At 59.7% G+C, this 7,488-nt stretch carries 7 protein-coding genes and 1 tRNA gene; 6 read left to right on the forward strand and 2 right to left on the reverse strand.

The genetic code is table 11. The annotated features are described in order from the left end of the window. The 4 genes from lon to hslO form a co-directional block, all read left to right on the forward strand. A partial coding sequence (lon, locus tag ACT8X9_RS08290) for an endopeptidase La (RefSeq protein ID WP_444268692.1) occupies positions 1-2,266 on the forward strand: 2,266 nt, incomplete at its 5' end. An 18-nt stretch (positions 2,267-2,284) separates the two neighbouring features. Further along, positions 2,285-2,899, forward strand: coding sequence for a ribosome biogenesis GTP-binding protein YihA/YsxC (gene yihA / locus ACT8X9_RS08295; RefSeq protein WP_249234606.1), 615 nt, complete (start codon positions 2,285-2,287; stop codon positions 2,897-2,899). Positions 2,900-2,903: 4 nt separating this feature from the next. After that, positions 2,904-3,656 (forward strand): class I SAM-dependent DNA methyltransferase, encoded by a 753-nt coding sequence (locus tag ACT8X9_RS08300; RefSeq protein WP_444268693.1) that lies wholly within the window; start codon positions 2,904-2,906, stop codon positions 3,654-3,656. Position 3,657: 1 nt separating this feature from the next. Continuing rightward, on the forward strand, positions 3,658-4,542 hold the full coding sequence (gene hslO / locus ACT8X9_RS08305; protein WP_412591088.1) for an Hsp33 family molecular chaperone HslO: 885 nt from the start codon (positions 3,658-3,660) through the stop codon (positions 4,540-4,542). 112 nt (positions 4,543-4,654) lie between these two features. On the opposite strand, the gene ACT8X9_RS08310 is transcribed toward hslO, so the two are convergent. Then, positions 4,655-5,800: a sporulation protein YqfD gene (locus ACT8X9_RS08310; protein ID WP_444268694.1), complete on the reverse strand. Its 1,146-nt coding sequence runs from the start codon at positions 5,798-5,800 to the stop codon at positions 4,655-4,657. A gap of 11 nt (positions 5,801-5,811) precedes the next feature. Further along, a complete protein-coding gene (locus tag ACT8X9_RS08315) occupies positions 5,812-6,099 on the reverse strand; it encodes a YabP/YqfC family sporulation protein (protein WP_444268695.1) in 288 nt (95 codons plus the stop codon). A 67-nt stretch (positions 6,100-6,166) separates the two neighbouring features. Here ACT8X9_RS08315 and ACT8X9_RS08320 point away from each other — a divergent pair, with 67 nt between their 5' ends. Both ACT8X9_RS08320 and ACT8X9_RS08325 read left to right on the forward strand, forming a co-directional pair. Next, a complete protein-coding gene (locus ACT8X9_RS08320; protein ID WP_444268696.1) occupies positions 6,167-7,261 on the forward strand; it encodes a hypothetical protein in 1,095 nt (364 codons plus the stop codon). Between the two features lie 51 nt (positions 7,262-7,312). Continuing rightward, a tRNA-Thr gene (locus tag ACT8X9_RS08325) sits at positions 7,313-7,388 on the forward strand. The last annotated feature ends 100 nt before the right edge of the window (positions 7,389-7,488 follow it).

Below are 7,488 nucleotides of genomic sequence, written 5' to 3' on the forward strand. Positions count from 1 at the left end.
GATGAAGGTCGAAGAGCCCAAGTCCGCCGACCTCTATACTTATGGCGTCGTGGCAGAGGGCAAGCAGGTGATGCGGGTGTCGGACGACCTCGTCCGCATTCTGGTCGAAGGCAAGTACCGGGCCAAGCTCTCCGAGATGGAGGACGACGGCAGCTTCCTGCTGGCCACGGTCCGTCCGGCTCCGGTAAAGATGGCAAAGCCCGAGGAAATGCCGGAGGCAGATGTCCTCGTCCGGAACGTCAAAAAGAGCTTCGACGAGCTTCTGGCGTTGAATCCCCATATCGGCAAGGATGTGGTATTTGCTATCACCACCAGCACCGACCCTGCCTTCCTGTCGGAGTACATCCCGGCCAACCTCTTGTTCCGCTTCGAGGACAAGCAGGCCATTCTGGACGAAGGCACCCTGATGGGCCGTCTACGCCTGCTCATCGAGAAGATGCACCGGGAGCGCCGGATGCTTGAGATCGACAAAGAGATTGCCCAGAAGGTGGACGAAGCGATGGACAAGAACCAGCGCGACTACTACCTCCACGAGCAGCTCCACATGATCAGCGAGGAGCTGGGCGAGGACGACGACACCACCGCCGAAGCCGAGGAGTACCGCCGGAAGATCACCGCTCTCCATCTGGACGAGGAACGGGAGAAGAAGCTCCTCAAAGAGGTGGACCGCCTCTCCAAGATGCAGAGCAGCAATCAGGAGGGGACGGTCATCCGCACCTATCTGGATACCTGCCTCGACCTGCCATGGAACACCTTCACGGAGGATGATCTGGACATCGCCAAGGCCCAGCGGGTGCTGGACCGTGACCACTACGGCCTGAAGAAGGTCAAGGACCGCATCCTCGAAGTGCTGGCCGTCCGTAAGCTGGCCCCGGACGTCAAAGGCCAGATCATCTGCCTCGTCGGCCCCCCGGGCGTCGGCAAGACCAGCATCGCCCGCTCCATCGCCGAGAGCCTGAACCGCAAGTATGTCCGCCTGAGCCTCGGCGGCGTGCGGGATGAGGCTGAGATCCGCGGCCACCGCCGCACCTACATCGGCGCGATGCCCGGCAAGATCATCAGTGCGATGATCACCGCAAAAAGCTCGAATCCGCTGATGCTGCTGGATGAGATCGACAAGCTTGCCGGTGACTTCCGGGGCGACCCGGCCGCCGCTCTGCTGGAAGCCCTCGACCCCGAGCAGAACAGCACCTTCAACGACCACTTCATTGATATGCCGTTCGATTTGAGCCATGTGCTCTTTATCACCACAGCCAACGACCTCAGCGCCATCCCCGGCCCGCTGCGCGACCGCATGGACGTCATCGAGCTGCCCAGCTACACCCGGGTAGAAAAGTACAACATCGCCCGCAAGCATCTGGTGCCCAAGCAGCTGGATGCCTGCGGTCTGACCGGCAAGGTCGCCTTCTCCCAGAGCGCTCTCTACGGCATCATCGACGGCTATACCCGCGAGGCCGGTGTCCGCAATCTGGAGCGCACCATCACCAGCGTCCTGCGCAAGTGCGCCCGGAAGATCGCATCCGGCGAGGCGGAGAATGTCTCCGTCACCGGCACCAGCCTCGAAAAGCTGCTCGGTCCCCGGATGGTCAAGCCCGAGTTCCTGAACCGCACCAATGCCATCGGCATTGCCAATGGTCTGGCATGGACCAGCATCGGCGGCGAGACTCTGCCCATCGAGGTGCAGGTCATCGACAACGGCAGCGGTAAGATCACCGTTACCGGCTCTCTGGGCGATGTGATGAAGGAGAGCGCGCAGCTGGCCATCACCTACGCCCGGGTCCATGCCGCTGAGTACGGCATCGACCCGGAGCGCCTCAAGAAGTGCGACCTGCACATCCATGCCCCTGAGGGCGCAGTGCCTAAGGATGGCCCCTCGGCCGGTGTCACTCTGACCACTGCTCTCATCTCCTGCCTGTCCGGCATCCCGGTGCGGGGTGATGTGGCCATGACCGGCGAGATCACCCTTCACGGCAATGTGCTGCCCATCGGCGGTCTGCGAGAGAAGAGCATGGCGGCGTACCGCGAGGGGATGAAGACCGTCCTCATCCCGAAGGATAATCTGTCCGACCTGTACGAGGTGGACGACGAGGTCAAGAAGAACATCGAGTTCCTGCCCATGTCCAATCTGTCGCAGGTGCTCGCCGCCGCACTCCTCAAGCCCAAGACAGTATCGGCGGGCCATCCCCGTACCAAGAAGGGAAAGCCCGCTGAGGCTGCGGCCCTGCCGCAGCCGACTGAAAAGCCGCAGACGGGCGCGGTCTGCTGAGACGAAAGGAACGCAGCTATGAACTATAATAAAGCGGATTTCATTGCAAGCTACGGCATCTCCAGCCAGCTGCCCGAGAGCGACCGCCCGGAGCTGAGCTTCTCCGGCCGCTCCAACGTGGGCAAGTCCAGCCTTATCAACAAGCTTTGCAGCCGTAAGAACCTCGCCCGCGTGTCCAGCACGCCGGGCAAGACAGCGACCATTAACTTCTACGCCGTGGACGACTGCTATTTCGTCGATCTGCCCGGCTACGGCTATGCCAAGGTGAGCAATGCGGATCGTGAGCGCTGGGATGACCTCATCAACAGCTACTTCGAGGCGCAGCGCCATCACACCCTGCTCGTCCAGCTCATCGACTGCCGCCACGCCCCCAGCGCCGACGATTTTCAGATGCTGCGTTATCTGCATTACCATAACATCCCCTTCGTCGTGGCGCTGACCAAGGCCGACAAGCTCAAGAAGAGCCAGCTGGCCAAGACGCAGGAGGAGTTCGAAACGCTCTGCCTGCCGTATGGCTGCCAGAAGGTCGTGCTGACCAGCGGCGAGAATGGCTATGGCATCCCGGAGCTGCAGGCAGTGCTGGATGCTGCCATCGCAGCCGAGTACAAAGAAAACGCAGAGGACGCGGAGTGACCCAATGGCCTACAACGAATTTGCTTATTTCTACGATGAGTTCAACGGTGAAGCGGATTATGATGCGCTCTATGCCCATATCCACAAGGAGCTGGATGCTCACGGGATCCGTGACGGCATCCTCGCCGACCTCGGCTGTGGGACAGGGGAACTGACCCTGATGCTCACACAGGCGGGCTATGATATGATCGGTATCGACCAGTCAGAGGAGATGCTCTGCGTCGTCCGGGACAAGGCCGAGCAGCTCGGTCTTTCCGGCGGGCTGCTTCTGCTGCGGCAGGATCTGCTCAAGCTTGACCTCTACGGCACCATCCGGGGGGCAGTGTCTACCTTTGACACCTTTAATCATATCCCTGATCTGGACAAGGCTATCGCCAACGCCGGTTTCTTTATGGAAAAGGGCGGTGTTCTCCTGTTCGATATGAATACGCCCTATAAGCATCAGAACGTGCTGGGGGAGAACATCTTCACCTTTGAGGAGGAGGACGCTTCCTGCGTCTGGCGCAACCACTACAGCGCCGCCGACCGCCGCGTGGAGATCAGCGTGGACATCGACTACCGCGAGACGGGGGAACACTTCCACGAGCAGTTCTACGAGTACACCTACGACCTCGAGACCATTCGCACTGCGCTGGAAAAGCACGGCTTTGTGCTGGAGAGCGTCTGCGACGGTGAGAGCTTCGGCCCGCTGACCGATGAGAGCGAGCGCTACTTCTTCTGTGCAGTCAAACAGTATACCCAATTGGAGGATAAATAATATGTCGAATCTGATCCGCGGCATTTCTGAGAACGGCGGCGTCGTGTTCTGTGGCGTGGACTCTACCGAGATCGTCCGCAAGGCGGAAAAGCTGCATACTACCAGCGCTACCTGCAGCGCGGCTCTGGGGCGTCTGCTCACCGGAGTGTCTCTGATGGGCGCAATGCTCAAGGATGACGGCGATTCCATCACCCTGCGCGTGTCGGGCGGCGGCCCGGCGGGTGTCGTCATCGCCTGCACCGACGCACACGGCAATGTAAAGGGCTGCATCGACCATCCGCTGGTCGAGCTTCCCGCAAAGGAGAACGGCCATCTGGATGTCGGCGGTGCCGTCGGAAAAGACGGTGTATTGACGGTCATCCGGGACAACAAGCTCCAGAAGGAGCCAACCGTCGGTCAGGTGCCGCTGGTGTCCGGCGAGATCGCCGAGGACATCACCAGCTATTATGCCTACAGCGAGCAGATCCCCACGGTCTGTGCGCTGGGCGTTCTGGTGGACAAGGATCTGTCCATTGTCTGCGCGGGCGGCTATCTGCTGCAGCTCCTGCCGGGTGCGACCGATGCCGAGATCACCCGTCTGGAACAGAATATCGCCGCCATGCCCTCTGTCACCGAGATGCTCCACGCAGGGAAGACCCCGCAGGATATGATGGAGCTTGCAATGGCAGGCTTCGACCCGCAGGTCCTTGACACCCGCGAGGTGCAGTATCAGTGCGATTGCAGCGAGGAGCGCACGAAGAATATGCTTCTCAGCCTTGGCCGCAAAGAGCTGGAAAAGCTCCGGGACGAAGACCCCCGCTGCGAGGTGGTCTGTCATTTCTGCCACACCAAGTATGAGTTCGACCTGAACGAGCTTCTGGCAGAGACGACGCCGGACGAGAAATAAATGCTTCAAAAATCCATATTATAGAGCAGTTTGCATTTCTGATGTACAAGCAGGATCTGCGAACGGCATACCGCATTGTCGGAGCGGAAGTGCTCTGGGCAGTGCGGTATTTTTATTTGCAGATGTTTGCCACGATGGTATAGACGACTCGGTAGTGGAGCGTGCTTTCTTCGACAGAAACGTCTTCTTTGCGGGCCAGAAGCTCAAAATCGGGCCAATTTGCCTGTAAAGCTTGTTTGCTTTGCAGCCTTGCGATGGCCAGAGCCTGGTCCTCTGTCCGCTCCAGATAGACAGCTTCTTTATAATAATAGCTCGTCTCTTCGATAAAACACGGAAAAGGGACGCCAAAAGCTTCCGGCTGGTCATGCCGGATGACGGCCTTGGCCTCAGATGCGGTGGGAACAGGATGAAGGGAGGGCAGAGTGATCGACTGCCCATTCCAGAACAGCGTCCGGCGCACGGTCTGCCTGCCGGTGAACTGCTCAGTGGGCAGTGTAAGAGCCGCTTCCTGCTCGTCTTCCCACTCGAACTGCGCCCGGACGATGCCTGCGGCAGGCTGAAAAATGAGCGTTCCGTCCCGTTCGGTGCGGGCAGTCCCAATGAGGCCCTGACCGGCTTCTACTGCCTGCCCGGGGACGACCAGCATCGTGCCGCTGACAAGGTTCGTGCTTACCACAGTGCCGGACACTTTGGCACGGAGACCGTGGAGCGTTCCGGCAGCAATGTCGGGCACAGGCTTTGCAACCGCTGCTTCTGCCACCAGCTTTCCTTTTGTAAAGTTGAGGCTTGCCCAAGAAAACTCGCCGCTCTGGAGCAGAGCGTATTCTCCGGCTGTGAGTTTGTCCTGTGTGACGACATTTCCCGGGAAAAGCCCGGCCTCCCATAGGACGACGGCGGCGCGCGCCTGCTGGCCGGGCGTCAGCCCCACCGGCTCGATGAACCAGACAAACCCTTGGAGCCAAAGCAGGAGCGGGAGAAAGACAAGACATCCTGCCCAAAGCCCTCGGCGCCGAAACAGAGGGCGGAGACGGAAAAAGAGACCGCAGCGCTTCTGGATGCGCAGCCGCACCCGCCGCTTGCGGGCCAGAGCAGCCAGCTTCCGGTAATGCCATGCAGCGCACCGGGCCGAAAATCCGCCGGGCCGGGGGACGACATCTGAAAGGGGAAGACTTCCGGCTGCGGCGGCCGTCAGCAGCCCTTCGGGATCGCCATTCTGTGCGGAAAAGGAGATGCCTGCCCAGTGTTGGATCAGTTCCATGATAAAAGCTCCTATTCTTTCGAGAAGTCCGTCCGAAGGATCTGCCCACAAAGGGTGAGTCGCCGGGCAGAGAGCGTTTCAATCTTCAAATCGTCGCCGTAAACGGTCAGGATGCCCCTGCCCAGCTCGAGGCAGAGCTTGCCTTCCTCATAGGAGCGGATGCGCCGGAACTGTTCGATCTCCATCCGTCCTCCGCTCAGGTAAAACGAGGCCCGCCCGTAGAAGTTCTGGGGCGGCTGACGGAACAACCGCCGAAACCAGCCGCGCGGGGAGCATTTTTGCTTTCGTTTTCTTCCCACGCTGCTCCCTCCCGCCGTGCAAAATGCTGCCAATTACCACATATATATGGAAATGGAGGGTGCGCATATGATTCAGAAAGAGAAAATCCGGGGCATGGGATATTTTCTGGCGGCATTGGCAGCGGGGCTTCTGCCCTTTGCCGCACCAGAGCGTTGTGCGCAGGCTTTGCGGGAGGGGCTGGCTCTTTGCGGCGGTTCTCTGCTGCTCTCGCTGTTTCCGTTCCTCATCGTATCCACGCTGCTGATCCAGTGCCCGGCAGCGGGTGTACTGGGCTTGCCGTTTTATCCTGTGGAACGGCTTATCGGGGTGCGTGCTCCGGCAGCAGGGAGGGTGCTCCTCGTTGGATTTCTGGGAGGCTTTGCCCCGGCGGCCAGCGCAGCGGCTGAGGCCGTCCATTCCGGGCAGCTCACAGCCCAAGAGGCAGACGCCATCCTCCCGGCCTGTGTCTGTTCCGGCCCTTCCTTTGTGATACTGACGGTAGGACGATCGATGCTGGGCAGCGCAGAGCTGGGCGTTTTGCTGTTCCTTGCGCAGGTGATGGCGGGTTATCTGTGTGCCGCTCTTCTGGCACGGCTGGGGCCTCCACTCGCATCAAAGCGGTCGGAAGTCAAGCTCTCCGAGGCTCGTGTTCTCCGGCTGGACAGCATCATTGCACAGGCCGCACAGACTTATGTAAAGCTCTGCGCCTTTGTCCTGTTCTTCCGGATGCTGGCCGCAGGAGCAGGGGAAGTGCTGCCCTCCGGCGCGGGAGTCTTCTGTGCGATGCTGCTGGAAGTCTGCTCTGGCTGTGATCTGGCGGCCCAAAGCGGTCGGTTTGCAAGTATGCTGTGCTGTGCGGCATTGAGCGTACAGGGACTTTCTGTTCTGATGCAGGTGCGTACCATCTGCCCGTCGGAAATGACGCTCCGCCCACTGTACCGCGCCCGGCTGCTCCATCTGCCGCTTTCTCTGCTGCTGTTTTACCTTCTGCTTCCTCAGCGGGCGAAGGAAACATTCAGCACCCTGTGCGGGCAGGTCATAACGATGCGCCGCCTCCCGCCAGACTGTGCGCTACTGATCTTTGCCGGATGCTGCTTTGCAGTCTGTGAGCTGAGCCGTACCGTTGGAAGCGACAGAGAAGATATGAAAAAATCGTCCGATAAAGTTGCGAATCAATATTGACAGCTCCCGGCTTTTATGGTAAAATACTACACGTTGCAATGAGTGCAATGTGCTACTGTGGCTCAGCCGGTAGAGCAGCTCACTCGTAATGAGCAGGTCGTCCGTTCGAATCGGATCAGTAGCTCCAAAGTAAAATCCCCGAAAAGTGGCTTCTCGCCTAGCTTTTCGGGGATTTTTGTTTGTCTGCGAAAATGCTTTTCAAGGGGAATGTGGGCGCTGATTACCCC

Source organism: Faecalibacterium sp. (assembly GCF_052358865.1).
In the GTDB taxonomy this organism is placed as follows: domain Bacteria; phylum Bacillota; class Clostridia; order Oscillospirales; family Ruminococcaceae; genus Faecalibacterium; species Faecalibacterium butyricigenerans.